Source organism: Oxobacter pfennigii (genome assembly GCF_001317355.1).
Lineage (GTDB): Bacteria > Bacillota > Clostridia > Clostridiales > Oxobacteraceae > Oxobacter > Oxobacter pfennigii.
Window position 1 is genome coordinate 164,475 of the sequence record NZ_LKET01000051.1, and the last position, 26,207, is coordinate 190,681.

Genomic DNA, 26,207 nt, shown 5'->3' on the forward strand with positions numbered 1-26,207 from the left:
TCTTATTTCTTTAATTCTTTTACGCCTGTAACTGAGCTCTTGTCATCCATTTTGAATGTTGACTGTGCTTCTTCAGTTGTAAAGTAAAGGTTTCCTTCTATTTTAGCATCTACTAACTGGAAGTTCTTAGCTGCTACATAAACATCTCCGACGAATGTACCGCTCTGAATTCTAGCTTCCGGGCTGTTGATTGTTAATTTTGGAGCTGTTAAAGTGAATCTTGCTGTTACGTTGTGGTCATCATCCTGAGTGTAAAGACCGATTTTACGTTGAATAGCATCGTTTCCGTTAGCGTCTTTTTTACCGTTTTTGAATTCTCCGTCTAAAACTAGTTCCTGGTCAATTTTTAAATCATTAAGAGTAGCAATTATCCAGGTACCATCTTTGCTGATTGCCTTTACGAATGCATCTGCGTTGTCCACTATTGAAGCAGTTGTTACAACGTCTGCTGTTTTTGTAGGTTCTGCTGCCTGAGTTGGTGATGGAGTTGTTTCAGCAGGCTTGTTTTCCGCGGGTTTTGATCCGCAACCCGCAAGTAAAGTTGCTGCTAAAGTAACAGTTAATACAATTGACTTAAATTTCATGACAATTCCTCCTAAACTTCCTTTTTTAAATATGTATTGTTAAATACTTTAATATTATAGCATGCACTTAATATATTTTGTACCAAGAAAAAGCTCTATATATTGTAATATTTTATTACTTTGTTAAGAAAACTTTAAATTAGCTTGGTTTTTTAGCGTTTTTCTCCGGTTTATTATACATGGATAATAATGTAATTTGTTAAATAAAACACAATTACTTTCATGGGAATTTAAATAAAAGTCCCAAAAATGAAGAATGCCATTGAATATAACAAAGCTATATTCAATGGCACAATTTCGAGGGCTTTTAACCCTCGTCTTATTAACAAGGTTCCCGGAACCTACTGACAATCTTTGATTGCCATATATGATAACGGATTTTTATTTTAATTTGAATTTATTTACCTGTTCCATCATGTCCTTGGTCAGGCCGCTTAAGGATTGTGCCGCTGATGCTACCTCCTGGGTAGACGCGCTCATCTCCTGTGAGGACGCGGCTATTTCTTCCGAGGATGCCGATACTTCCTCTGCAATTGCAGATACTCCTTCTACACCTTCCAATATTGTATTTTTCTCTTTATTTATGTTTTCAGCCAGGTTATTTATATTTGCTATCTTAGGTACAATGGCGCCTACCGCATGTATTATTCTTTCAAAAGAATTCATTGCCACATCTATTACCGATATCTGGCTGTCTAACTCCTCATCCATGATTTCCGTGGTTTTTATCATCTGCTTTGTATCCTTGGATATATCACCAATCAAATGGTTGATATTATCTGAAGACTTTTTAACCTGTTCTGCTAATTTTCTTATTTCATCGGCTACTACGGCAAAGCCCCTTCCTGCTTCTCCGGCACGGGCAGCTTCTATGGATGCATTTAATGCCAAAAGGTTTGTCTGCTCTGCGATACTGTTAATAAGGTTTGTAATCTCGTTGATCTGAGTTACACTTTGTCCAAGTCCCGATATCTTTTCCATGAATACTTTGAAGGTACCGTTCATCTGTTTAACGGAGCTTGATAAGCTTCTCATGTTGTCATTGCTTTCGTTTGCCATGGTGTTGATACCTTTTGAATTGCTGTCTACATCTATAATAAGCTTGACTATATTATCCAGCTTTGCGCCGAATCCGTTTAATATTTCAACTACATTTACCAAATCCGATGCCTGTGAGCCTGTACCCTTTGCAATATCCTGTATTGCAAGGGTTATGTTTTCCGCCGATGATGACATCTGCTGGGATATGGCGGAAAGGTTCTCAGATTGTCCGTCGATATTTACAGAGCTTTCTTTTACGGCAATTATCATATCCTTTATGGAATTTTGCATTGTATAAACCGCCGCAGTAAGCCTCCCGGTCTCATCTTTGAACTTTGTGAACTTGGCTGGTATCTTATTGCTGAAGTCTCCTTTTGCTAAAACACCGCAGTAGTTTATCATGTTAACCAATGATGGTACTATGGCTTTGTACATAATGAAGGTAACTATTATTGCAAATATCAAAGCCGCCGCAATTACTATGAGCATGCTCATGCTGGATGCCTTGTTGTCGGTTTCATTCTGATGGTAGACACTGCCGGCATCATTGACATAGTATTGATTCAAGCTGAATATGTCCTGATAAAAGGATTCTGCAATGGGTATATAGGAGTTAAAAAGGGATTTTGCCTGATCTAATTCATTATTTTTGACCAGATTTATAATTCTCTCTAAGTTTTGCTTGTTTATTGATGAAAACGACTTTATTCTTTCTAAGATTTCTTTTTCCGAATCGGTCTGTGCCACCCACTGATACTGGGCTATGAGACTCTCCATTTTTGATTGCCTAGAGCTTATGTCTTCAGAAACATCATTTAAATCAACCATATTCGATGTATTGTTGTATGTAATTATTTTTAGAAGGCTGGCCTCATTTGCTCTTACATGGATTTCCATATCCGTGAGCCATGATATAGGTACAAGTCTTTTGGAATACATCTCCCCCACCTGGGCGTTTGCCTTGGAATTAAAATAGTATCCGATAGCACCTACTGCTATAATCATAACCATCAAAGGAACAGAAAGCAGCAATAGCTTCGATCTAATTTTTACATTATTCAACATATCTCATACACCTCTTTAGAACTTTTGACAATTTCTAACTCTATATTCGACACAATAGCCTTCATTCCTTCTCAGTATTAGCATAATTTCAAATATAATTTAACTTTTGGTTAAATTTATTATATTTTGTTAAACTTCATCATCGTTTCTTCTATAAAATGATATATACAGCAGATTGCTATAATTATTTTTTTCAAGCTCCTAAAGCTTCCTCCGGAACAAAGGTCCAAGCTTACAAGCAATAAAAATAAACGGGCTGACAGCCCGCTGAATATAAATAGAAAAATATTATAAATATTATTTGGATTCATAATAGGCATCGAATTTTTCGCAGCCTTTTATTTCTTCCTTATTAAACTCCAATACCATAAACCAGTCTGCCATATCAGCAGTACCCATTTCGGGGACTATGGCTTCAACAATAACGGTCAGAGTATCTCCGTCAATTGAGGTATCCTTTATTTTATGGCGTATGGAACCGCTGGGCTCCTGTGTATAAAGGATGAGCAGGTAGTTTTTTTCAAAGTATTCATCATCATATTTATCAAGGATACCTGCAAAAGCCTCAGAATCACCATATGCAGTATCTACCTGAAAATATTCCCTTGCTCCCTTCACGAACTCTTCCAGGGAAGCTTTGTCTTCCACGGATATCACCGGAATATGCTTTCTGCTGCTTATTGCCAAAGATCCTGAGTTATTTGCCTTGGATGCTATAAAGTCAAACCCGTTATCCTTGTAGCTGTCAGCCCTGTAAAAGGATACGCTGTAATCAGCCTTCGCAGGGTCAGGTGCGGCAGGCTCCGCATCAAGTTCGATAGCCACAGCCGTTACCTGCACGGGATAGCTTTCTCTTATTTCGGGGAGTATAGTTATTTTTACCTGCTGCCCTACAATCAAATTAAAGGGAATCTTCAAATCAGATGCAAATTGCACTCTTGCCTTGTCAAATTCCACATCTTCAACTACGGACACCAATATGGAATTGTCATAAATTTCTTCTATGATACCTGTAAATGTTACGGTATCCCCTGTCATTCCCTTCTTATCACATCCCGCAGTTGATATAAACATCATCATACATATCAATAAAGCTAATATTCTTTTCATAATCATATCTCCTGTAATCTTTTTTTTATTTATTGACGGGAATTTGATATATATTGTTCCTTTAATTATCTTTTTATTCACATATGGCAAATACTCTTACCTTTCCGCCGGCATTCTCTCCCCCAACAGTAACGGTGTATTTTCCGGATTCAGGAACTCCTACCGTGAAAATACATGATGTAAGGTTGTTGCCTGTATAAGCCCTATACCCTTTCTCTCCTTCAATGGCCAGCTTAATATTGCCTCCTTTATGGGTTATCTCCACCTGAAGCTTATAGTTTTTCCCCGGCAAAAGTTCATGTGTTTTTTCCGTATTCAGTTTACTGAACTCGATGGAATACGCATTTTCGTCCCCTTCTTCAGTTATCACACCCTGTACCTTACCGCAGACAGTAAGGTGCAGGGCAAGTACAAACAAAAGTATAACTGTAAAAATACTTTGTCTTTTCATACCCCACACTCCTTATAAGATAGTTATGCAGCCGGTATCAGCGGGGCAGGAGCTTTTTTAGCTCCTCCACAAATTTGCCGCTTTCATTTATCCAGGGATTATGGCCTGAATGTTCGAACCAGACGATTTGCTTTGCAGGGGCATCAATTGTATTTACATACTCTTCCACCAGTGACAGGGGGGCGTTTATATCATACCTTCCTTCAAAGAAGTAGACCGGGACCTTTAAGCTTACATAGTCTTTTCTCAAATCAATGCCGTATAGCTGCTGGTACACATGATTGAAGGTTTTTATAATTCCCCTGATATAGTTCATCTTATCAATCAACCCGTATTCGCTGGAAAAAATATCCCGGAAGGTATTGTAGCCTGCGTTGTGAATCCTGGTATCGGAAGACATATATGCGCTCAGATAGTTGATATAAACAGCGCTTTTCCAGGTTACATCATCTCCGTAATAAGGCGGTATGCCGTTTTGCTCCAGCTTCCTTATAATATCCGTATCCTTTGCCGCTTTGGCGAGCTCCATGGCCTTCTGGTAATCTATGCGTTCCGTCTCTTTGAAATCAACCATCTGCCCCGTTCCTACAAATGCATGATAGGCGTTGGGATAGCGGTCAATCAGGAAAATACCAAGGGCACTGCCCCATGACTCGCCTACAAGGAAAATCTTTTGCTGTTCAAAGGTTTCCCTAAGGTAATTCGTCAGTACATATCCATCCTCGATATACGTCTTTGGGGTGATATCAGAAACTTTTTCCGCGTAATAGGACTTCCCCGAGCCGGGCTGGTCCCAGTTTACCACAACAAAGTACTTCTCAAGCTCCTTAAGATCGTGCCGTACCGCAGCCATCTGGGTTCCGCCGGGGCCTCCGGCTAAAAATAATATCACCGGGTTATTTTTATTATGGCCCCTTATGCTGATCCATTGTTTTCTGCCGTTAATTTCTATCCTCCTCATTTCTGCAATGCTGTCCTTAATGATGCTTCCCTTTTCGTCTCTTATTGCAGGAGTACCTGCGGCAAACTGCGTATAAAATACAAATCCAAGACTTACAAACGATAAAATCATAAAAAAAACGGCGGAATTTTTCAGGCGGTTAACCAACCTGTTGTTTGGTGTTCTACTTATGAGGTTTTTTAAACCAAGCATTCCCAGCACCAATGTGAAAATCCCAGCTGCCATATTAATAAACATAAGCCCTGCAAAAATCATTATCTGTAACATTTTATTATCCTCCTTAAACTCTCTTAAACCTTTTTATATACGTTTTCTAGGGCGTTGCCCATGGCCGGAATGTCGGTAATACGGCTGCTCTCCCTACAAAGGTTGCTGCCCTCCATGAGACTTTGAATAAAGCGTATTTTTTCCATGTCCTTCATAGGCTCCCGGAAGATGAACTTTCCCTTTTCTTTCATGAGCCTTGCAAGTACCGGCACAACTCTTTTAAGCTCACTATCCTCTATGTCATGCAAAACAAAATGGCTGTAGATAATATCGAAACTTAAGTCTGTAAGCGGCAAAAGGGCAATATCCCCTCGCAAAAAGGACACATTTTGATAGTTTTTGAGGGTCCTTTTACAAGCAACCAGCCATCTTTCCGATATGTCCACGCAGGTCAGCTTCACCTCCGGTAATCTCTCTGCCACAAAATAAGCTACCGTTCCCATTCCGCAGCCGAAATCCAGAACGGTTTCCTTGCCGGTGAGAGGCAGGCTTCCGGCAAAGTCCCTGTAAACGCTTCTTCCAAAAACACGAAAGACCAGCCATGTCATAAATATTTCACAAAGATGAGGTTCCCTCAATTGAGAATTTGGCGCCGCCATAATATCCACACTCCTTTAAAAAAATAAGCTGAATTTCAGTTCATTATCATGGTAACAAATGAACCTGAAATTCAGCTTATTTCTATCTTAAATCTACCTTAAATCGCAGCAATTGTAATTTTAAAGGAACAGCCTTTGGTATCGGGCCGCAGAGTCAGGCTTCCGCCGTGGGCTTCCACAATTTTCTGTGCAATGGAAAGCCCCAGTCCCGTTCCGCCGGTCTTGGAGTTACGGGAATCATCCGCCCTTACAAAAGGCTTGAAAATGTTTTCAGATACATTAGAAGGAATACCGATTCCATCATCTTCAAAAACTATGGTAATTTCTTCTGACCCCTTGGATAAGCTTACAGAAACTACAGTTCCTTCAGGATTATACCGGATGGCATTATCCGAAAGGTTATGAAAAACACGGCTCATCTGCACCGTATCCACCATTGCATAGCAAGCTTCATCGGGAATATCAAAGGCATAATTAAATCCTGCCTGCTCAAAGTAAGGCAAAAGCTCGCCTAATGTCTGACGGAGGTACTCGCATATGTCAGTCCTGACAGGTTTAATAGAAAATTGGGGGCTTTCAAGCCTTGACAGCTCAAACAGCTCCATGAGAAGCTTGTTTACTCTCTGGCTATTGTTATGAATAATTTTCAGATAATCGCCCTGCTCCTTTAATGTGAGGTTCTTATTTTCCATGCAAAGCTCGGCATAGCCTGAAATGCTTGCCAGAGGATTTTTAAGGTCGTGGGAAATATCCAAAATCAGTTTCCGCCGGTCCTCCTCGGACTGTTTCCTTAAGGCCATCTCCCGCCCGATTCTTTCCGCCATGTCGTTAAAGGTATCCTGCAGCTCGGCAAATTCGTTTTTAAGGCGCAGGTCAATTCTGGCGGAATAATCCCCTTCCTTAAGGAGTCTTGTGCCTTCAATGAGCTTTCGCAGCGGCTTTGTGATTTGCACCGCAGTCACTCTGGAGTAAACAGCGGCAAAAACGGCAAGTAAAAAAAGATAGAACAGGAAGACGAGAGTAAAAGCAGCCGCCACATTTTTCATGTCCTTAGACACAGCTTCCCGGTTATATACAATGGAAAAGTCCAGCCTTATTGACGTGGGAAAGGTTACAACCAGCCAGAATTCTCCCTTAGGATTAAAGGCTATATCGTAATTATAAGGTATGCCCTTGCTCTTGCTGTTTGTTAAAAAGTCCGTGAACTCAGCGGCTGTAAGCTGCTGTTTTTTAATGGTGTCCATGCCTTGGGAATATACCACCCGGTACTCTTTATCAATAATCTGTATCCCTCCACTGTTTTGAATAACGGGTGATGCGTCTATTTTAGCGTAGTCGTACTGCATAATGGAGTTTGCTGTGTATATGTTTTTTACAAGGGTTTTTGAAATGATATTATCTGCAAAGTTAAGAATAAGGAAAGCAAAAACAGCAGCAAGAAGTGATAATAGAAATACCATCAAATAATTCATAAAAAACTCATTGGACAGCCTTCTTCTCATCTTGTTTCACCTGTATGAAATTTATAGCCAATCCCCCGGATTGTTTTTATGTACTCCGGCTCCTGTGGGTTTATCTCGATTTTATTTCGTATATGGCTGATATGTACCATTATGGTATTATCATCATAATAAAGGTCTTCGTCCCATACCGCATGGTAAAGCTGTTTTTTTGTGAAAACCCTTTCGGGGTTCTCCGCCATATACAGAAGCAGCTTGTATTCCTTGGCGTTTAACCCTATGGGATTGCCGTCCTTATAGACACAGCAGCCCTCCTTATCAATACGCAGCCTTCCATATTCTATTACATTGTTCTCCTGCTGTTTTGAAAGAGTATATTCATTACTTCTTCTCAGCTGTGCTGCCACCCGTGCAATAAGCTCTTTCATGGAAAAGGGCTTTACCAGATAGTCGTCCGCACCCATTCCCAGCCCCAGGAGCTTGTCCATATCATCGGCTCTTGCCGTCAGGAAGATGACGGGAATGGTGCTTTTTTCACGGATTTTTCTCAATAGGTTAAAGCCATCCAGCATGGGCATCATTACATCGAGAATAGCCAGATTTACTTCCTGAGCCTTTATGATATCCCATGCATCAAGGCCATTTTCAGCAGCAAAAACCGTATAATCATTTTCTTCAAGGTTTACTTTTAGCAGGTTTCTGATATCCGCTTCATCTTCCGCTACGAGGATATTCATCTATGCACGCCTCCCATTCATATTTTTGATATAACAGTACAGAGTATTGTCAAGCTGTTTGTTATAGCTGATACAGGCTATCCAGGTAATCCTTCATATAATATTTGATATCACTTCTTCCCCGCAGGATAACGGTGTGTCCTTCTGCCTCCAGCTTTTCCTTTTGTGCCTCAATACCGCCGGGATACTTGGGATTCAATTCGCCATCCGACTTAAGGGTCCTCCAGTATGGCGTTTTGTCGTCGCTCTTTTGCTCGCTTGCCCATGCGACAATAGAAATAAAAATTCCTGCGGTGATTGGATCTGTAAAATCCGCATTGTTTACTTTCGCGAAGTAATCCCTGATATATCCTACTGTTATTACCTTTCCCCATGGTACTTTTTTCATTACCCGATCGTAATCAGCAGGCGGGGCAAAATACATCCTATTCCCGCCATATTTCTCAATGCTTTTTTCATCGGCAATAATTTGCACTTTGGGCATATCCTTATTATTGTTCAGCATGGCATTAAAATCCTTGTTTTGTTTATTTGCCATAACAATGCACCTCCCATGAGTAAAGAATAAAGTATCCTATTCTTTTATGCAATGAGACAGTTTATATTTTTTATATACTCCGATTTATTAGATGTCCATGTAAAGATTAATAAAAAAAAGAAAGCGGGGTACCTTTGCGTGCCCCCTTCTATGCATCTATTTATTTCTAGCTCTCTTAGGGCTTACCCCCTACCAGTTCACATAGAAACTTATTTTGAAATTATTTAACTGAGATAACAACTTCCACCCTGTTTCATAAGAGTCTTGTATTATAAAGTCAAGCTCATCTATAATTACATTGGCAGCAATATCAAACTTAGAATACAATAATCCTGTATCCACCATATATATTTTAAAGGATGCATTATCTGCATATGCTGATAATGGCATTTTGCCTTCTGCTACCTTCAGTCATTCATAAATAATTCCCACCGCCTTCATCCAATCAATAGGGGAGTTCATACCTATATACTCTTGCCCAGGTTTTTATAAGCTTATACTGGAGCTTTCTGTTTTCTTTGGCAAGCTGACCGGGTATACTGCTCCATGCTACCATTCTATATTCTCCGGATGCTCAACCTCCTGTAATCTGATTGCTCCCGGTTCGCAATTATATTCTTTTGCAACCTCAATAACCACTTCTTTTATTTCATTATGCTCGTTGTCATACCTGAATTCCGCTATTCTCCTGACAATAGTGGACAGGTTCTTAAGCCTCTTTTCCCTGGTCATATTTATATACTTGATATTCAGCAAATCAATATACTGCCCCGCAATTTCCTGTATATGTATATAGTCCGCGTTAAGCAGGTTCATCCATCGGGAAAAGACAGGAGCTGAAAAAGTTTCTTTGATGCATTTTACAAACTCGGCCTGGAAAAGCCGCAGGATTGCAATTGTCTCATCCCAGATAACTTTTCTGTCCATGGCTTCTCTGTATAAGTATTTTGTTTTGGTCAAATCCATAATCCTCAGTTTTATAAGCTCGTTTAGAGCAATCATTATAAAAAAAATTTCGGGGTAAAAACAGTTGCAGCTGTAGTATACATTGCTTTTAGGCGTAATGACTCCATGCCGTTTCATTTTATCCTCATCCATATGATTTTCAACTAATTCCACCTCTCTGTCTCCCTGATAGGCATGCCTTATATCAATAGCACAGCCCCAGTACGCGAGTGGACATATCAAAATAACTGCGATGCTTTTCCGAATCCAGGTATGGTGATATCATGGAATGCCTCGACAAGATCATAGAAGTCGTTAAAGTCGCCGCTTATCGTCACTCCGGTAAGGTTTGGTGTATTATTAATTTTAATCATATCAATTCCCCTTGCATTTTATTGTTTTCCGCATTAGAGACATATCAGACGTTTTATTATTTATAAAAATCATATCAAAATTCATATATGACAGCAACTTTTTCCATATTGCTTTCTTAAACCTAAGATACTCCAAGGAGCCAGTCAACCACATGAAACTTCCGGATGCCATCGTAGCTGGCCGGACGCGGTATCTCATCCATTTATCAGAATCTTGGGATGATGATATAGCCCTTCAATCTTTCTCCGGCTTTATAAACTTATATTTCCCACTATTAATAAACAAAAAGGGGCTTTTCATTAGTCACTTCAGTGGGTTAAAGTGAGAACAAAATCACCTCGTTTCCTAATCTATATGGAGCGAGGTGATTAATTTTATATTTATTTTAATGTTTTGCAAAGACCGTTTTTTATAAATTTGACTTATGAAACAGTCCAATAGTCTTCACCCGGAAGCCTTGCCTTTTTATCGGCTTCCGCCTCCGCCGCCGCCGGAAAAACCGCCGCCGCCTACAGAGCTTGCAGAGCCACCGGTTCCGCTTGTGTTCGGCGTCGAAGCATTTGAAATATGATTTGTCATGGTCATAAAGTGTATCATGCTGTAAGCGCTATAGCCATAGGTTCCAGCGAAGGTATTAAAATATGCAGGATCAAGGACCTCCATATTTTTAAGAACCTGCTCTCCCAGACCGAGTAGGGCGGCAAACACAAGATAATCTCCCCAAAGTTCTCTTTGATGGATGCTGTTTTCATTTTCTTCTTTCATTTCCATCAAATACTTTTGAAATCCAAGAATTTTTACAGCTTCATCAAAACCCGAAGCCGTAAACCGTATAACACCTTTTGTATCTTCTGCCGCACCGGAGCGGATCAGTAATTCCTTACCATCATTCTCTACTTCTTCCGACCAAGCGGTAAGCTTCCCATATAACTCTTCCGCCCGTTTTTCCATATCGGAGGTTCTGAGAATGCCCTCCCCACCGGTGCCAATCGTTAAAATTTTATACAGGGTTTGCTCCGTGCCCTTATCAGGTTTTTTCTCTGGATTGAAAACAATTGCTTCCTCTTTTTTTGGCTTTTTTATATTTCCCTCTTTTTCACGCTCTTCGATGCGGATATATCCTGCCTGCTGCCAGCGGATGAGATAGGCGCTCATAAGCTTTTCATATGTAATTACTCTGCGCAGCAATTTCATAGCAAAATATACGGCCGGAATGCTGCCGTTAAAAGGTACCGCCCATTCCGGGCGTATTTCCCTTCTCGGGGGAAGCCGCACTGCTGTACCGTCTGCCAGCTTATACCGTGAAGAAAAGAAAGCAACCAGAAAGGCAGCCAGGATAATAACCGCCGCTAAAACAGCAAGAACCACATAAAGAGCCGCATTAGAGTTTTCATTTTCTGCGGATTGCTGCAGCTTTTCAAAAGCCATATCGGCATCGGAAGCCAATGGAAACAAGCTTCTGTCAAAGCGGCAGAGCACATTCACGTAGTCACTGCCGTCCAGAGCATCGGTGGAAAAAGCATTAAGGCTGCCGTCGTTCCCAATCTCGACTTCCCCTGTAAAGCCATAACCCCAGATGCGTGCGTTATCTGCCGTCAGATTAGTATCCTCCATACGGATTTTAATGGAGATACGCTCCGGAGCGCTTGATAGCTCTGATATAAATTGATGATAAAATCCGGCGTAGTCGCCATAATCTTTTACCAGGCCTTCCAGTACATATTGAATGGTATATTTATGGTCGCCGTAACTGCCGATGCCCCAGCAGAGCTCGTATCCATCGGATTTTTTCAAAATACCGCAGGTGCCGGCCTTTTCCTCCCTGGAAAGATTTATCTCCCAGTTATTAAGAGTTTTATATTGCATTCCTGATTCGTCCCATACTAAAAGAGAATGGACGTTCATTCCATCCATGTTATTAAGGGCCTTATAATATTCGGTACCGCTGGATACACCGCGCACTTCCCAAATCTCCGTTATAACAGCAGAACCATCATTATTAAGGACGGCATCAACAGTAACGGAAGGTATAGCATCCTCTGCCGCAAATACCCGAGCTGTGCTCAGAACCAGCAGTACTGTGAATAGCATAGAAAAAATAAGCAGCCTTTTTTGTTTTGACTTCATTTGCCTTCCCCTTCCTTGTATAGTCAGACAATTTTACTTATAAAGTTATTTTACTCCCTTCAATTATATGTATGCGCAAGACGTGAACTTCCCCTTTTCTACATTGATTTAGTGATTTACTTTATTGTTTCCCAAAGCAGCTGCCCATTTTCAAAAGCTACTCTCATTCGTCCGGTATCCTTAAGCCAGGAAAGATATGAGCGGACTGTACTGCCTACAAGCACATACTGATCAAAATTCATTGTCAGGCCATAGTCATTAAATAGCTGCTGCAAAACCCTTTCAAAGATAATGGGCTTGATGCATACCTCAAGTATTTTATCAGCTATTTCGTTAATCTTATCAATATTAAGCTGGGCCAGCGGCGCTATGTCACTTGTCGCTTCTGCGTGGGCAGGGATAAAAATAGTTGCTTTTAAAGTCTTGACCATTTCTAAGGTGTCAAGGTAAGAGGCTACATCGTAGATGAATCCAATCTGATATTTTTCCAGAGTCTCTTTGCTTGATAAGCAGTCTGCCAGATAAACCACGTTGTCCATATCCTTAAAACCAGCCATATTAAAGAAATGGCCGGGAAGATCAATGATGCTCATACCTTTTGGGAGTACATCCGGTGTAAGGTATTCTGCGCCGCTTTCCTGGGCCATGAGAAATTTGTGCTTTAAATCCTTTGGCGGAAATCCACCATACAAAAAGGACGGCTCCAGGATAGGGTGATTTGTAAATGCACATTCGATACCCGGAGCATAAATTTTGCATCCTGTCTGGCTTTGCAGATATTTATTGCCGCCGATGTGGTCGGCATTAGAATGCGTATTATATATTGCTGTCAGCCGCCAGCTATTTGCATCCAATATCTGCCTGACCTTTCTTCCTGCATCTTTATCACTTCCGCTGTCTACAAGGCATACATCCCTATCGTTTACCTTAATAATACCGATCTTTGCCGGGCTCTGAACATAATAACTGTTTGCACCTACCTGAATTAGTTCATACATTAATTTTATCCTCCGGTTATGAAAATTTTTGTGATTGTTAATGATATAAGTAATTTTCAATCCACTATACGGTAACCTAATTATTTATCTGTTATTTTATCCTGCATTTTCTTTAGTGTAACATAAAAAATCCTGAAGATACCATGTGTATTCTGATTTTTTGCCATTTGCACAAAATAGATGCACCGCCGATTATTGTTGAACTGCCACTGGCGAACCTGTTCAGACAAATATCCTCACCGCCGTCCGAGCTGCAGGAATGATAGGTGATGTAGCAGACGATGGCCTGGAAGAGATAGAGCTTGCTTATCCTAATGTGCTGTGAAGAAAATTATTACCATTAATAAGGGTTGCTTTTTCTTAAAATGCATGGTATACTTAATAGGTATTCTAAGTGTTGCATTGTCTCACATGTTTTTGTAAGTCATTGATTTCATTTGATGGTTTACAAAAGCATGTGATTTTTTATATGCAGTTATGAGTGCAAATAATATTTTGGAGGTACTAGTTATGAATAACGGTACAGTAAAATGGTTCAATTCTGAAAAGGGCTTTGGGTTCATCACCAACGAGAATGGTGGCGATGATGTGTTCGTGCATTTCTCCGCAATTCAGAGCAATGGCTACAAATCCCTCAACGAAGGCGACAAGGTCACCTTTGACATCGAGCAAGACCCCAAAGACAGCCGCAAACTGCGTGCTGTTAACGTCAAAGCTGCGTAAACAGAATAAATATCAAAAGCGTCAAGCCCAATGGGCTTGGCGCTTTTCCTTTCTGAGTGATTATAGGGGATTTTACAAATAAAGCCTTCTCTGGACTTCCGCCCACAGGGTATCTCTACTTTGATGATATCTGAATTAAGTACGCTCATCAGCTTCACCATTGTCTTCATCGATTTTTAAAGCAAATACTTTCCGTCATAGTTTATTCCATAAGCCGGATTATTATATTTTTTTCTGATATCATAACATAAGTAATTCCGGCTGTGAATCCAGTAATAAGCAAAAGGCAAGCCTGCATACTCACATCCTTTTGTTTTAATAATCCTATAGCTGATGATTTGAACCCGCTCCGGTGGTTGGGGCATATAGTTCTAATCTTTTATATCCTCCAGCCTTTCCACTATAGCTTTTTTATCATATTCTTTTTCTGCAAATAAAAGCGCCTTCTCATAAAGCTCCTTAGCTTTATTTGTATCCTTGATTGTATTCTTTCCAAAGCAATACATGTCTCCATAAGCAATATAGCTCCAGGGATTACCGGGATAACCGCTTATCAAGCTATCAAGCTCTTTTTTTGCTTCCTCATTTTTGTCCAGCTGTATATATGAATCGGCAATAGTCCTTCTCATATTATGGATGATAAGCTCATCCTCATCCGGAAAAAAGCTGCAGAACTCTTTGCAATAATCGATACACATTTCAAAATAGGCTGGATCATCAAATCCCGCATTATACAGTTCGTTCTCCAAATCCTGACAAAAGTTTGAAACATAGAAGCTTCCTTTGTATTGCTCATCCAAATAATCCATGTCTTTGAACTCCGGCTTAATTCTGAACTTTATTGCGTCCCAGACAGTTAGCCAGGTATCACAAGCCGGTTTAGAATCATTTTCAGCTAAATTTTCAAACCCCTTATCAATTAAATCGCTCATTTGCTCCAACGATAAAATGTTTTGAGGCGCCAGCCGCTCCCATAGCACCCACGCAGCAATCCACGGAAAATCCTCATCCCAATCTTTTGCCGTTACATTAAAGGTTTCAAACCAATTCTCAGATAATTGTTGTGCAGAATAAAAGGTTTCTACTTCCCGTAAAAATTCCTCTTTTTCAAAAGCAATGCCCATGCTCAGCAATTTGCTGATGATTTCATCTATGCTCATTTCATTTACTTCTTCATAGGACCAGAAGCTTTCCCGGTATTCTTTCACACCCAATTGTGCCGTTTCAGGCAATGGTTTATCAATACAGCATTTTTTATACTTCTTGCCGCTGCCGCAAGGGCAGGAATCGTTTCTCCCAATTTTATTCATTTTATCCTCCTTAAATAATAAATGGATATATTGTATATAGCTTTTGTAAAAATGGCTTTTCAAGATGTCAATTTTATTTTACACAGTAAAAGTATGGCCCGCACTGTTCCTCGTGGGTATGGATATATGTCCATTTTTCGATGGTATCAAATATGTAAATATCACTCTCCATATCAAAGTCCCCCGATTGGAGAAGAGATGGGTTTTTTATCAAAAAAGCTTCGTCTCTATCCTGGTAAAATGCATACACTGTATTTTCTTGGCATTGGTCAAATGCTTTCCTGGCTTCGCCCTTCTCAAGGAAAGAAATTACTTTAAAGCTAAAAATATGCCACTTAAACTGTGAATAATGGATTTTACTTTTTGTCTGGTCATCCACAGATTTAGCAAACAATTTACTCCATCTGGTTTTTAGCATGCGAAGATTTTCCTGGGGGACAAAGACCACGCTTCTTTCTATGACTTTCTGCCGCTTTTGTGAATATTCATAATCAAAAATGTGACTGCTGTAATCATTGATCTTGTTTGTCACTTCATCCAACAGCTGATGCCGGATTTCTTTTTCTTCATTGTCCTCTAATTCATCAATCCGTTCTATTTCTTTAAAAAATTCTTTCCAGAAGATCTCACTAAAGATTCTTGACATAACTCAACCCTTCCTCTGGCATATACTGTGAACGCTCACTCTTTATGCTAATTATATTTTATAAAGGTAAAGAGAACAACCTAAAAAATGTGCCTACAGGTATACTTGCTTAGAATTTGCTGAAGCCGCCTAATTGCAAATTGATAAATGTTCTGGTAGGCCCCGTATCATGGCTCGGCTTGGGAAGGGCATTATACAGGACCAGCTTGCAGAGCACACCAGCCTCTCTTCCCAGGCAGTAAGTAAGTGGGAAAATGGCCTGTCATGCCGGATGTTGCTTTCCTTCCTCAACTCGCAGGATTATTTTAATGTCATAGTGGATGAACTTCCAAGAGGTGAAAAATCTTAAGTTGTTCAAGTCGTTTCAGAGGGCTACAGTTGCCGGTTAGCATTTTGCATTTTAGTTGGAATTCATTATCAAAGCAACCTCTATTGACAAACCAACTACTTAGTGTTACTATATAGCAGTAGTAAGTAGTACAGAATATTAGTCATACAGAATAGCAAGGAGTGATTGTGCTGGAAAACCTAACGGAAATGCTCAAAGGCGTGCTTGAGGGCTGCGTCCTTGAAATTATAAGCTGTGGCGAAACCTATGGCTACGAAATCACGCGGCGTTTGAATGCCCTCGGCTTCACAGATGTTGTGGATGGAACTGTCTACACCATTTTGGTGCGGCTTGAGAAAAATAATCTCGTGGATATAGAAAAAAAGCCCTCCGATATGGGACCTCCGCGCAAGTTTTTCACCCTCAACGACGCGGGGCGCAAGGAACTGCGGAAGTTCTGGGAAAAGTGGGAGTTCGTATCATCGAAAATTAACGAGTTAAAGGAGAAAAAATAATGAATTTTTGGGAATTGATTACAGGCGGCGACATGACCAAAGAATTGAAAGCCTTTGAATCTCGAGCCAAAAAGCTGCCGGCTGATTATCAAGCGGCATGGGAAAAAATTAAGGCCAATCTTTGGCCCCACTCGGATTTCACTGGCCGCAACCTCATGCCAATTCTTGACGGTGTGCTTGGCCTGCTCGAAGAAGCGGCGGCGGATGGTCAGAGTGTACAAAAGGTTTTTGGTGACGATATCAAAGGCTTCTGTTCAGCGCTGGCCGGTGAGGAAGGGGCAAAGTCTTACCGCGACAAGTGGCGCCAGCAACTCAACAATAATGTCGCTAAAAAGTTAGGAAAATAGGAGGATAAAATGAGAATACAAGATATCATCGAAGGCAAAAAAGAGTGGCGTGTGCACATGGCGCGTGTCAAAGCGCTCCCGCGAGATTATCAGATTGTTTATAAAGAGATCCAAAAATATCTCTTTAAGGTCGGCCCCGTTGAACTGACCAACGGGACGGGTTTGCTCTCGGGAATTATCGATCTTTTTGAAGGGGGAGCGGCCTTGGGAAAAGGCGTGCTCGATGTGACGGGCAGTGACGTAGCGGCTTTCTGCGACGATCTAATCAAAGATTCCAAAACTTACGCTGACATCTATCAAGAATCGGTTCACCAAGAAGTTAACAAAGCCATGAAAAAGGTTACGGATAAAACAAAGTAAAGGGGGATATCGAGATGGGAAAAGCGATTGAAGTAAAAGGGCTTAATAAGTCCTACAAGAAACTTCATGTTCTAAAGGGCGTAGATTTCGAGGTGGAAAAAGGCAGTATTTTCGCTCTGCTCGGCTCCAACGGCGCAGGCAAGACGACCATTGTAAAAATCCTCACCACGCTGCTTAAACAGGATGGCGGAACTGCCGCCATCAACGGCTTCGACGTTGCGGCAAAGCCGGACTATGTGCGGCAGTCCATCAGCCTGACCGGACAATTTGCTGCCGTAGACGAGATATTGACCGGGCGGGAAAATCTTATCATGATCGCCAAACTGCGGCACCTTAACAATCCCCGTGACGTCGCGGAGGATTTACTGAACCGCTTCGGTCTGACCGGCGCCGCCAGCCGCAGGGTTTCCACCTATTCGGGCGGTATGCGCCGCAGGCTCGACATCGCCATGAGCCTTGTGGGAAAACCGCAGCTTATTTTTCTTGATGAGCCTACCACCGGGCTTGACCCCGAAGGACGCATCGAGGTCTGGAAGGTTGTCAAAGAGCTTGCTAACACTGGTACGACGGTGTTCCTAACTACGCAGTATCTGGAGGAAGCCGAGCAGCTTGCGGATCGAATTGCCATTCTTCATGAAGGAAAGATTATCGTGAGCGGCACCCTCGAGGAACTGAAAAAACTGTTCCCGCCTGCAAAGGTGGAGTATGTGGAAAAACAGCCGACATTGGAGGAGATATTCCTCGCAGTAATCGGCAATAAGGAGGAAAAGTAAATGGAAGCGATAAAGAAACACTTTTTCAGTGATATGGGCGTTATGCTTGGACGCTCCATGCGCCATATTACCCGCAGCATGGACACCATCATCACGGTCACCATCATGCCGATCGCGATGATGCTGCTGTTTGTCTATGTCTTAGGCGGGGCGATACAAACTGGCACGGATAACTATGTAAATTACCTGCTGCCCGGCATCCTGCTGATGGCTATTGCAAGCGGCATATCCTATACGGCTTTCCGTCTGTTTATGGACATGCAGCGGGGCATCTTCGAACGGTTTCATTCTATGCCGATTGCGCGCTCGGCTGCTCTTTGGGGGCATGTGCTGACCTCGCTGGTATCTAACGCTATTTCGGTTGTCGTCATCATTCTCGTGGCGCTCATTATGGGCTTCCACTCATCGTCAGGGATACTCTCGTGGCTTGCCGTAGCCGGTATACTCGTGCTTGTTACACTGGCCCTGACATGGATTGCGGTGATTCCTGGACTGACTGCAAAATCGGTGGACGGTGCAAGCGCCTTTTCCTACCCGCTTATCTTTCTGCCGTTTATCAGTTCGGCATTTGTGCCGACCGAATCGATGCCGCCAGTCGTCCGTGCTTTTGCCGAAAATCAGCCGGTTACTTCAATAGTGGACGCCATCCGCGCGTTGCTGTCAGGTCAGCCTGTCAGCAATGACATTTGGGTCGCTCTTGCGTGGTGTATCGGGATTATGCTTGTGGCTTACATTTTTGCGATGAGGGCGTATAAAAAACGGGCGTAAAATTCAACATTTTTGCTATCGTACTTTAAATATATAGAAGTTCCTTCTAAATCTCATTTATGAAAATCGGCTTCCTCAAAATTACGAGTAAAATCAACCAATATCATATAAAATTTTCTTTTCCCACCCCTTCGGGTGGTTTTTTCAGCGCAATTTTACTTTACAATAATAATGGATTTATAATGATACAAAGAGAGGTGTCCAAATCAATGGAATATTTACTAGAAATGCTCAAATGGATTCAGTCCATAAGAAATCCTGTGCTGGACCATGCGTTTACATTTATTACGGTATTGGGAGAGGACTATTTTGCCATCGCTGTTTTATGCCTTATATTATGGTGTGTGAATAAAAAGTCCGGTTATGCAATCGGCTTTGCATATCTGACCTCCTGGATATTCAATTTTTCTTTAAAGGAGGCCTTTAAGCTTCCGCGGCCTTTTATCCTGGATAGAGGCATTATTCCCATACGTCCCGAAACAGCCACAGGCTACTCCTTCCCAAGCGGCCACACCCAGGGCATATCGGCTTTGAGCGCAGCCATCGGAACGGCATTCAGAAAAAAATGGCTTTATGCCGCCGGGAGCACCCTGGTTATCTTTATGGCTATGTCAAGGATGTATCTGGGGGTTCATACGCTTCTGGACGTGGCCGTCGGAGCTGTTGCGGGTATTACCTGGGCGTTCGTTGCCAATCTCATATTCAGCTATTCCGATAGGGCGAACCGGAAAGTTCTGCTGCTGTTTATGTTTATTCCCATGGCGCTGGGAATGGTCTTTATACAGGACAACGACTATTACAAAATTGCGGGGACCTTCACTAGTTTTGTCATCGGATACCTTTTGGATTGCCGGTACATTCATTATGAGGCAAAGAGTTCCGCCTGGCAGCAGGCTGCTAAGTTTATTATCGGTATGGCTGTGCTGATATCCATAAAAGGGCTTGTAAAGGAAGTCCTGGGAGAAAACCTTGCATCAAATTACCTTCGCTACTTTCTCATAGGATTCTGGATCACTGTCGCCGCACCTTTGTTGTTTAAAAAGATGTTCGGCGCAAAATTTTTTGATACAAACCATCAGCTTAACATCCAGGGATAAGCTTTTTATTCCGGGCAGCTTTCAGAACGAAAGCGCTGTATTATATCAGGTTGGCAATAAGCTTATCTGATTATCTTTCAATGACCTTACACTTCTTTCACTGATTATATCGCCGGGTCTGGCATGACTGCAAAGCAGAGGAGAATTCATATCATACCCTTCCCTATTTTTCTGTAATACAGCTAAGCTGTGATTTGCATAGCAATATTTACATCCATTACAGCAAGTATTATATAACCCTATATCAATGCTTGAAACACATCCGCACTCTAACCGTTGATTTTTATCTTTTTCAACACTTAGAGAACTCCCAATAATTCGGGATATCAAGTCACCATCTATGCATTTTGCATGTCTGATGCCCAATTTACTTAAATCAATACCTTCACAGCATGTATCCATCTTAAGGCCATATTTAAAAGCAATTCTCGATAATTGTTCCGCAATATCCCATTGCTGCATTTTGGTCATTTCGGTTATTCCAAGAGAAACAATATTGTTTTTTATTGTGGGATAGAAATCCATAAAACTTATTGTGCATTTCTCCGTATAATTACTTAGATGCTTGGCTAACTTTTCAAAGTATTCACTATGATACTCAGCTGTATACTTTTGATTTAAAAAAATAGGATCATACCTCCATATAGTCCTTTCAGCGCCAATCTTTGCAGAAAGGCGTTTGAAAGTTTCAATTAAACAGCGGTTTTTTGAAGGAATGTTTTTCTCAATATCATTGCTATATGAATTAAGTGTAAACTGAAAATAAAAATTATAACCTTTTAGTTTATCAAGTTTATCAATCATCGGTTCAGGGTTTTTAGTCCAAAAAACAATGCAATCTACTACATCAGGTGATAAATTGACTTTGCTTATTTGATGAATATTCATCGGATTGCGTACTAAAACATATTGCTCTTTAATTCGGTTTAAAAACCAATGGGAATAATATGCAGGTATATCGGTCCTTCGGCTGGCACTTACAATCATCTAATCATTCCTTCAAACTTCAAAGTATTATTCCTCATTTAATGAGGTTTGTTCTTCAGGCTTACAATGCAAGTCATTAAGCGCTTTAATGTCTTCAAGACTCAGTGTTTTTAACATCATAAGATGAACGGTCACACCTATTCCGACCAAAATTAAGAAAAGTCTGATATGCAGTGAAGATACAAGGATCATAGAAATAATCAATGTTGACCAAAGAAAAAAAATTGCAGTGATTTTCGTTTTCTTTGGGATAGCCTTATAAGTCAAATAGTACAATATATATTTTCCAAAGACTTTGTGATTGATCAGCCAATTATACAGCCTTTTGGAGCTTCGCAGATAACAGTAAGAGGCAAGCAGCAGAAGGGGAGTGGTTGGAAGTAAAGGGATAATAATGCCCGCCACCCCTAGAGCTAAAGATAATGATCCTAGAAAAACAAGTAAGTATTTTTTAATCGAATATAATTCCAACTATGCTACCTCCTATCAAAATAGAACAGGAGGTAGGTGACTATTTCACCTACCTGCCTCTCAGCCGAGTAAGCAAGAGGGGCCTCAAGCTTCTCGAAATACGCGATGTAAAGTTTATTTTATGCAAGATCGAAACGGTCTGCATTCATCACCTTATTCCAGGCAGACACAAAGTCCTGCAGGAACTTTTCCAAAGAGTCGCCGCATGCATAGACTTCCGCGATGGTCCGGAGCTGGGAGTTTGAACCGAAAATCAGATCCACCCTGGTACCGGTCCACTTAAGCTCACCTGTAACGCGGTCACGGCCCTCATACACGTTATCATCCTCAGAAGTGGCTTTCCATACTGTGCCCATGTCGAGCAAATTGACGAAGAAGTCGTTGGTGAGAGCCTCCGGCCTGTCGGTGAACATGCCATGCTTGGACTGATCATAATTGATATTCAAAACCCTTAAGCCCCCAAGCAAAACCGTCATTTCCGGAGCAGTCAATGTCAATAGCTGCGCACGGTCAACCAGCAGTTCTTCTGCCGGTACGGAAAATTTAGTTTTCAGATAGTTTCTGAATCCGTCTGCAGCAGGTTCCAGCACCGAAAATGACTTCACATCGGTCTGTTCCTTAGTTGCATCAGTTCGTCCGGGCAAAAAGGGAACCACCAAATTGTGACCGGCATTCTTTGCAGCTTGTTCTATACCTGCACATCCGCTCAAGACGATTAAGTCAGCCAGTGAAACCCTCTTTGAGCCTGTCTGAGCATTATTGAACTCCGCCTGGATCTTTTCTAAGGCCTGAAGAACAGTATTTAGCTGAGCCGGCTGGTTGACTTCCCAATCTTTTTGCGGTGAAAGACGTATACGGGCTCCGTTGGCTCCGCCGCGCTTATCTGAACCCCGGAATGTGGACGCTGAAGCCCAGGCTGTAGAAACCAGCTGTGAAACAGATAATCCGGAGCCCAGAATTTTACCCTTAAGATCCGCAATATCCTTATCATCTATCAATTCATAATCGGCTGCCGGTAGCGGATCCTGCCAGATCAGTTCTTCCGCAGGAACCTCCGGGCCAAGATAGCGTGAGCGGGGGCCCATGTCGCGGTGAGTCAGCTTAAACCACGCACGTGCAAAAGCGTCTGCGAACTCCTCGGGATTTTCATGGAACCGCTTTGCTATGGGCCTATAAATGGGATCCATCCTTAAAGCCAGGTCAGCTGTTGTCATCATAGGTGCATGCCTTTTGGAAGGATCGTGGGCATCCGGTACAATATCTGCTGCAGCCGGATCCGTGGGAACCCATTGCCAAGCCCCTGCCGGGCTCTTGCGCAAATCCCAGTCGTACCCAAACAGCATATCGAAATAACCGTTGTCCCACTTTACAGGGTTTGGAGTCCAGGCTCCCTCAATTCCGCTGGTGATAGTATCAGAGCCTTTGCCACTGCCGAAGCTGTTCTTCCAGCCAAGTCCCTGTTCTTCAATACTAGCACCCTCTGGCTCTTTGCCCACATGGGATGCAGGACCGGCGCCGTGGCATTTGCCAAAAGTATGTCCACCTGCGACAAGTGCCACAGTTTCCTCGTCGTTCATCCCCATACGTGCAAAGGTTTCCCGAATGTCACGCCCGGAAGCGATGGCACTGGGTTGTCCGTTAGGGCCTTCCGGATTAACATAAATCAAGCCCATCTGTACGGCTGCCAGAGGATTCTCAAGATCCCGGTCACCTGAGTAGCGCTTGTCACCAAGCCACTCCTTCTCGGCTCCCCAGTAAATGTCTTCTTCTGGCTCCCATATATCCTGGCGGCCGCCGCCGAAACCGAATGTCTTTAATCCCATGGATTCGATAGCGCAGTTGCCGGCAAGGATCATAAGGTCAGCCCAGGAAATCTTTTTGCCATATTTTTTCTTAATTGGCCAAAGCAAGCGGCGAGCCTTGTCCAGATTCACATTGTCCGGCCAGCTGTTAAGAGGAGCAAAGCGCTGGGACCCGGAGCCTCCGCCGCCGCGGCCGTCGCCGGTACGGTACGTACCTGCACTGTGCCACGCCATTCGGATGAAGAGAGGCCCATAGTGGCCGTAATCGGCGGGCCACCATTCCTGGGAATCAGTCATCAAATCATATAAGTCCTTCTTCACGGCTTCCAGATCAAGTTTCTTGAATTCTCCAGCATAATTGAAGTCAGCGCCCATGGGATTACCCAAGCTTGAGTTCTGATGAAGAATCTTCAGGTTCAGCTGGTTCGGCCACCATTCTTTGTTCGTAGTACCACCGGCAGGAATGTCTTTTCGTGTTTTGCCCGTAACCGGACATTTCATTTCTTCCATAACTAAGTCTCCCTTCATTTTATTTTATTTATATTTTAAAGGCATCTTGGACAGACGCCTTTGAAATATACATTTTTATCATTAATCCTGAAGTTGATCAAATCTTCCGATGCCAATGAATCTATATCAATACTGAAATTATATATTGTCCCACAGCACTCACACTTAAAATGTCCATGGTTTTCAACTATAATGTCATATCTGGCTTCATTGTCCTCAATATTAATCACTCTTACCAAACCCGCCTCCACCAGTATTCTCAATGTGTTGTAAACCGTTGTTTTCGAAAGTGTTGATATGTCCTTATGCAAGTCTGTAAATATCATATCTACCGTAGGATGACATTGATTTTTAACCAGATATTCTAAAACCTTTAATCTTTGATGCGAAAGCTGAATGTTTTTAACCTTTAATTCTTTCTTCAAATCTTCAAATGAGGGTTTCATTTGAATCACATCCTTTACTCAAATAAAAGGAATTGATATATATTTGTAATGATTACAAAATTGATATTGTTATAATTGTATTATACTGATTAAAAATGTTCAAATCAATCAAAAATATTAAAAAATTAATTTTTTAATATTCACATAATCCGCAGGGTTCATCTAAGATTGACTTTTAAGGCAGGGCGCACGCCATAACCGGCTATACTGTTATTCCCATAGCTGCGAATACTGGAATTTGTACCGATAAAATATGCGCGGGAAGGTTTATTCCCTTGGGTCCGCAGCCACCACCAGGCACAGCCAACTTCTTCGCCGTTTCTGATTATATAGTTATTTTTATTTGTTTTATCGTACGGACGTAATTTGCATCCATCGGGTTTTTTCAATTTAGCAAAGTCCGTTCCAACAGTACGCCGCAAATCCTTGCCTTGTTTATCAGATGTATCCTTTATCTCATTAACACTAAGCAGGAAAACCTTGTCCTCCGTATCAGGGGTGTCTTCTCCGTTGTCCGTGCAATGAGCCGTTTTTATTAATTTCTTTTCTTCGGCGGTAAATGCAGTGTTATAGAATTCACCGTTGAGCCATTTGCGCAAATCGCAGTCATGCCACGTAATATCCACGCAATCATACCATGTAATATCCATGGTCCTGCCGTGATACCGCCTGCAGTCTAAAATATCCTCGCTCAAGATAAACAGCTCATTTCCTGAATTCTGCAGCACCCGCCATTTTATTGGTGTTGCATCAGCTCCGCTTGCAGTCTGCGGATAAGTGCCAAAAGTAATGATTTCTCCTGGCTTTGCATTCCGGTAACATTCAACTATTTGCAAATCATTCTCCTCCTTCATAGTATATAAATTATCTTTGCTTGTCATTACACTCATAATCTCACGGTGAACCTGAATTTATAACGCTAGATTTTTTTATTAAACACTCTTCATTAATTCTATTTGGATTTTTCTTTCTTTGCTTACTTCCTCTAAATTTTTTGGATACATTAAATTAATTAAAGTTATTGCATAATCTGAAGCTATTAAAGCATGTCTCTTCACATGAGGAGTAGCAGCAACCTGCCCCATAACCCTTAAAACCTTTACTTTTATGGGGTCTTTTTCCTCACGGGCTAACTTGTGTATCTTATCAGCTACATCCCTTGCCTCCTGGAACCTTGCTTTTCCTTCCTGCCATTTCCTATTGATATCAAAACATTCATTAATTGCATCACAAGGTTGTATATTGGTTAAATCTAAAATATGTTGTGCTAACAGCAGGCTGTAACATGAAATAGCCTTATGGCTATGACTTTTACTGTCAAACGCAGCAATAAGTTCATCTTTTAACTCAGTAATATCATCAATTTTCTTTATTATTCCTACATCACCCATATAACTATCTTTCTTTCCGCCTCTCATAATTGCACCCCTTTAAATTTTTGGTTTATTAATTCACTTATATAGTTAATCATTTCCTTCGTATTACTCTCAACCTCAGACAGGGAGGACAACAACCGCTCATCGCGCTCCCCTATTTCTTCAGATAAAATCATAATTTAAGTCCTGATGCCTTTAGCTATCATTTAGTATTTATTCTATTTTAATATTATTTAGCTTATTTATTGATTTGCCTTTATTGACAGACTGTTCTCTGGGTTTCTGATAATTTTGATTAATACTCTCAAGTATTAATTTATTCAAGCTATTGGACATTTCTGATAGTAGATGGGGCAATATTTTTTCTGCAGTATTAACTTATATTTTATTATATTTTTAATAAATACCTCATTTGCCATACCGGAGTGTTATTTCCTCTTAAAGCTTTAAAGATATAAGAATAGTTATAGAAAATTGGTTTGTCAACGCT

Annotated in this window: 29 protein-coding genes and 1 pseudogene; 8 read left to right on the top strand and 22 right to left on the bottom strand. The window is 41.4% G+C overall.

Annotated elements, in window-relative coordinates; genetic code table 11:
- Positions 1 to 2 precede the first annotated feature (2 nt).
- From OXPF_RS17975 to OXPF_RS18040, 14 genes are all read right to left on the bottom strand, one after another.
- Positions 3 to 584 (bottom strand): hypothetical protein, encoded by a 582-nt coding sequence (locus OXPF_RS17975; protein WP_054876601.1) that lies wholly within the window; start codon positions 582 to 584, stop codon positions 3 to 5.
- Positions 585 to 965: 381 nt separating this feature from the next.
- Positions 966 to 2,690 (bottom strand): methyl-accepting chemotaxis protein, encoded by a 1,725-nt coding sequence (locus OXPF_RS17980; RefSeq protein ID WP_054876602.1) that lies wholly within the window; start codon positions 2,688 to 2,690, stop codon positions 966 to 968.
- Positions 2,691 to 2,987: 297 nt separating this feature from the next.
- Positions 2,988 to 3,800 (bottom strand): hypothetical protein, encoded by an 813-nt coding sequence (locus OXPF_RS17990; RefSeq protein ID WP_152967799.1) that lies wholly within the window; start codon positions 3,798 to 3,800, stop codon positions 2,988 to 2,990.
- Between the two features lie 73 nt (positions 3,801 to 3,873).
- Positions 3,874 to 4,251: a hypothetical protein gene (locus OXPF_RS17995; RefSeq protein WP_054876605.1), complete on the bottom strand. Its 378-nt coding sequence runs from the start codon at positions 4,249 to 4,251 to the stop codon at positions 3,874 to 3,876.
- A 37-nt stretch (positions 4,252 to 4,288) separates the two neighbouring features.
- On the bottom strand, positions 4,289 to 5,479 hold the full coding sequence (locus OXPF_RS18000; RefSeq protein WP_054876606.1) for an alpha/beta fold hydrolase: 1,191 nt from the start codon (positions 5,477 to 5,479) through the stop codon (positions 4,289 to 4,291).
- A gap of 23 nt (positions 5,480 to 5,502) precedes the next feature.
- Entirely contained in the window at positions 5,503 to 6,078 is a 576-nt protein-coding gene (locus OXPF_RS18005) for a class I SAM-dependent methyltransferase (RefSeq protein WP_054876607.1), read from the bottom strand.
- A 98-nt stretch (positions 6,079 to 6,176) separates the two neighbouring features.
- Positions 6,177 to 7,580 carry a HAMP domain-containing sensor histidine kinase gene (locus OXPF_RS18010; protein ID WP_054876608.1) on the bottom strand — a complete coding sequence of 468 codons (1,404 nt, stop codon included), beginning with the start codon at positions 7,578 to 7,580 and terminating at the stop codon, positions 6,177 to 6,179.
- Complete coding sequence (locus tag OXPF_RS18015; protein ID WP_054876609.1) at positions 7,577 to 8,275, bottom strand: response regulator transcription factor; 699 nt, start codon at positions 8,273 to 8,275, stop codon at positions 7,577 to 7,579. The genes OXPF_RS18010 and OXPF_RS18015 overlap by 4 nt, the downstream gene beginning before the upstream one ends.
- A 61-nt stretch (positions 8,276 to 8,336) precedes the next feature.
- Positions 8,337 to 8,813, bottom strand: a complete 477-nt coding sequence (locus tag OXPF_RS18020) for an MGMT family protein (RefSeq protein WP_054876610.1) — start codon at positions 8,811 to 8,813, stop codon at positions 8,337 to 8,339.
- 189 nt (positions 8,814 to 9,002) lie between these two features.
- Entirely contained in the window at positions 9,003 to 9,203 is a 201-nt protein-coding gene (locus OXPF_RS18025; protein ID WP_054876611.1) for a hypothetical protein, read from the bottom strand.
- A gap of 159 nt (positions 9,204 to 9,362) precedes the next feature.
- The gene (locus OXPF_RS18030; RefSeq protein ID WP_054876612.1) at positions 9,363 to 9,932 is read right to left on the bottom strand and encodes a DUF6904 family protein; all 570 of its coding nucleotides are present in this window, start codon (positions 9,930 to 9,932) and stop codon (positions 9,363 to 9,365) included.
- Positions 9,933 to 9,997: 65 nt separating this feature from the next.
- Positions 9,998 to 10,132 (bottom strand): DUF6904 family protein, encoded by a 135-nt coding sequence (locus OXPF_RS23435; protein WP_278308409.1) that lies wholly within the window; start codon positions 10,130 to 10,132, stop codon positions 9,998 to 10,000.
- A gap of 466 nt (positions 10,133 to 10,598) precedes the next feature.
- Positions 10,599 to 12,260 carry a DUF2207 family protein gene (locus OXPF_RS18035; RefSeq protein ID WP_054876613.1) on the bottom strand — a complete coding sequence of 554 codons (1,662 nt, stop codon included), beginning with the start codon at positions 12,258 to 12,260 and terminating at the stop codon, positions 10,599 to 10,601.
- 116 nt (positions 12,261 to 12,376) lie between these two features.
- On the bottom strand, positions 12,377 to 13,258 hold the full coding sequence (locus OXPF_RS18040) for an MBL fold metallo-hydrolase (protein WP_054876614.1): 882 nt from the start codon (positions 13,256 to 13,258) through the stop codon (positions 12,377 to 12,379).
- 510 nt (positions 13,259 to 13,768) lie between these two features.
- On the opposite strand from OXPF_RS18040, the gene OXPF_RS18045 reads away from it, so the two are divergent.
- Positions 13,769 to 13,981, top strand: a complete 213-nt coding sequence (locus OXPF_RS18045) for a cold-shock protein (RefSeq protein ID WP_054876615.1) — start codon at positions 13,769 to 13,771, stop codon at positions 13,979 to 13,981.
- Positions 13,982 to 15,216: 1,235 nt separating this feature from the next.
- Here OXPF_RS18045 and OXPF_RS23675 read toward each other — a convergent pair.
- Positions 15,217 to 15,288: pseudogene (locus OXPF_RS23675) on the bottom strand (SEC-C metal-binding domain-containing protein); the annotation flags it as partial.
- A 76-nt stretch (positions 15,289 to 15,364) separates the two neighbouring features.
- Entirely contained in the window at positions 15,365 to 15,937 is a 573-nt protein-coding gene (locus OXPF_RS18055; RefSeq protein WP_054876617.1) for a DUF4275 family protein, read from the bottom strand.
- Positions 15,938 to 16,106: 169 nt separating this feature from the next.
- Between OXPF_RS18055 and OXPF_RS18060 the strand changes: the two genes are divergently transcribed.
- From OXPF_RS18060 to OXPF_RS18090, 7 genes are all read left to right on the top strand, one after another.
- Complete coding sequence (locus tag OXPF_RS18060) at positions 16,107 to 16,286, top strand: helix-turn-helix domain-containing protein (RefSeq protein ID WP_054876618.1); 180 nt, start codon at positions 16,107 to 16,109, stop codon at positions 16,284 to 16,286.
- Between the two features lie 170 nt (positions 16,287 to 16,456).
- Positions 16,457 to 16,780, top strand: a complete 324-nt coding sequence (locus OXPF_RS18065) for a PadR family transcriptional regulator (protein ID WP_054876710.1) — start codon at positions 16,457 to 16,459, stop codon at positions 16,778 to 16,780.
- Positions 16,780 to 17,127 (top strand): DUF1048 domain-containing protein, encoded by a 348-nt coding sequence (locus tag OXPF_RS18070; RefSeq protein ID WP_054876619.1) that lies wholly within the window; start codon positions 16,780 to 16,782, stop codon positions 17,125 to 17,127. The genes OXPF_RS18065 and OXPF_RS18070 overlap by 1 nt, the downstream gene beginning before the upstream one ends.
- 9 nt (positions 17,128 to 17,136) lie before the next feature.
- Positions 17,137 to 17,487 carry a DUF1048 domain-containing protein gene (locus OXPF_RS18075; RefSeq protein ID WP_054876620.1) on the top strand — a complete coding sequence of 117 codons (351 nt, stop codon included), beginning with the start codon at positions 17,137 to 17,139 and terminating at the stop codon, positions 17,485 to 17,487.
- A 14-nt stretch (positions 17,488 to 17,501) separates the two neighbouring features.
- A complete protein-coding gene (locus OXPF_RS18080; protein WP_054876621.1) occupies positions 17,502 to 18,260 on the top strand; it encodes an ABC transporter ATP-binding protein in 759 nt (252 codons plus the stop codon).
- The gene (locus OXPF_RS18085) at positions 18,261 to 19,028 is read left to right on the top strand and encodes an ABC transporter permease (protein WP_054876622.1); all 768 of its coding nucleotides are present in this window, start codon (positions 18,261 to 18,263) and stop codon (positions 19,026 to 19,028) included.
- A gap of 209 nt (positions 19,029 to 19,237) precedes the next feature.
- Entirely contained in the window at positions 19,238 to 20,125 is an 888-nt protein-coding gene (locus OXPF_RS18090) for a phosphatase PAP2 family protein (RefSeq protein WP_054876623.1), read from the top strand.
- 45 nt (positions 20,126 to 20,170) lie between these two features.
- Here the strand turns inward: OXPF_RS18090 and OXPF_RS18095 are convergent, their stop codons facing one another.
- From OXPF_RS18095 to OXPF_RS18120, 6 genes are all read right to left on the bottom strand, one after another.
- Positions 20,171 to 21,112: a DUF1848 domain-containing protein gene (locus OXPF_RS18095; RefSeq protein WP_054876624.1), complete on the bottom strand. Its 942-nt coding sequence runs from the start codon at positions 21,110 to 21,112 to the stop codon at positions 20,171 to 20,173.
- A gap of 27 nt (positions 21,113 to 21,139) precedes the next feature.
- Positions 21,140 to 21,583, bottom strand: a complete 444-nt coding sequence (locus tag OXPF_RS18100) for a YbaN family protein (RefSeq protein ID WP_152967800.1) — start codon at positions 21,581 to 21,583, stop codon at positions 21,140 to 21,142.
- Between the two features lie 119 nt (positions 21,584 to 21,702).
- Positions 21,703 to 23,895, bottom strand: a complete 2,193-nt coding sequence (gene katG / locus OXPF_RS18105; RefSeq protein ID WP_054876625.1) for a catalase/peroxidase HPI — start codon at positions 23,893 to 23,895, stop codon at positions 21,703 to 21,705.
- Between the two features lie 35 nt (positions 23,896 to 23,930).
- The gene (locus OXPF_RS18110; protein ID WP_054876626.1) at positions 23,931 to 24,341 is read right to left on the bottom strand and encodes a Fur family transcriptional regulator; all 411 of its coding nucleotides are present in this window, start codon (positions 24,339 to 24,341) and stop codon (positions 23,931 to 23,933) included.
- A gap of 158 nt (positions 24,342 to 24,499) precedes the next feature.
- Positions 24,500 to 25,177 (bottom strand): DUF6273 domain-containing protein, encoded by a 678-nt coding sequence (locus OXPF_RS18115; protein ID WP_201779742.1) that lies wholly within the window; start codon positions 25,175 to 25,177, stop codon positions 24,500 to 24,502.
- 96 nt (positions 25,178 to 25,273) lie between these two features.
- On the bottom strand, positions 25,274 to 25,759 hold the full coding sequence (locus OXPF_RS18120) for a putative immunity protein (protein WP_054876627.1): 486 nt from the start codon (positions 25,757 to 25,759) through the stop codon (positions 25,274 to 25,276).
- Positions 25,760 to 26,207: the final 448 nt, after the last annotated feature.